Annotated in this window: 1 protein-coding gene; it reads right to left on the minus strand. The window is 66.7% G+C overall.

Going from position 1 to position 1,222, the window contains the following annotated elements:
- The coding region (locus LQV45_RS33820; RefSeq protein WP_230012192.1) for a SulP family inorganic anion transporter at window positions 1-1,200 on the minus strand (1,200 nt) is incomplete at its 3' end.
- Window positions 1,201-1,222: the final 22 nt, after the last annotated feature.

Raw genomic sequence — 1,222 nt, forward strand, 5'->3', positions numbered from 1 at the left:
GTCCAGAATTGCCAAGCCGATGGCAACGGCGATGCCCGGGAGGACGCCCAGTATGGTCACCCCCAGGAAGGTCGCGAGCATCACCAACGATTCACTGCGGCTCATGCCGATGAGCCGTCGCACACCGGCCGGGTCGGCTATTGCGGCGGCTGCGGCGATGACAATGGCTGCAAGGGTTGTGGCCGGCAGGAACTCGGTGACGCCAGGCGCCACAAGCATGAAGCCGAGCACCAGGACGGCGCCTACGGCCCCCGTGAGCTGGGATTTCGCCCCGGACTCGACTGCCACCGGCGTGCGGGACGTGCTGGCCGACACCGGGAAGCCACCGAGCAGCCCGGTGGCAGCGTTCGCCGCGCCCAAGGCTGCCATTTCGTGGTTGCCGGATACCCTGCCGTCCTCTGCGGCCGCCAGGGATTGTGCCAGGGTACCGGTATCAACGAAGACGATGAGGGCGATCGCGGCGGCGGCGGGCAACAGTGTCAGGACGTCGGCCCAGCCAATTCCGCCCAGGGCCGGTGCAGGGAGCCCCTGCGGGAGGGCACCTGTGACCTTCAAACGCTCTTGGAGTCCCAGCACGGCCACGGCGATGCAGGACACAACCACCGCAATGAGCACGCCCGGAACCTTCCATTTCAGCCGGCGGGGAACCCAGATGAGCGCCAGCGAGACCAAGCCGAGCAGTAGTGCCGTCAAATTGGTCTCGCCGGCAAGCACTTTCGGCACGGCGGCGATGAGTTTTTCCCAGGGTGTACCGCCTTCCACGGAGATCCCCAGGAGGGTGGGAAGCTGGGACACGGCCACCAGCAAGGCGATGCCGTTGAGATAGCCGAGCCGGATGGGCTTCGACAGCAGTCCAGTGACGATTCCCAACCGCAGCACTGAGCCGAGCAGAAAGCTGCCGCCAATCAGTATGGCGAGGAGACCGGCCAGGGCCACGGATTTCTGCTCATTATCCGCGGCCAAGGGAATCAAGGCTGCCACGATCATCGGAGCGAGCGCGGAATCCGGGCCCAGCACCAGCACACGCGATGGCCCGACTGCCGCGTAGACAAGCAGGGGCACTACCGTCGCGTACAGGCCGGTCACCGGTGGAAGGCCGGCGGCCTGGGCGTACGCCATACCAGCTGGGACCAAGATCGCGAAGAGCGCGGCGCCCGCCACCAAGTCGTGGCGCAGCCACTCGATCCTGTAGCCACGCAGGGCCGGCGGGACCGCCCAGAAT

Source organism: Microbacterium sp. Bi128 (assembly GCF_918698205.1).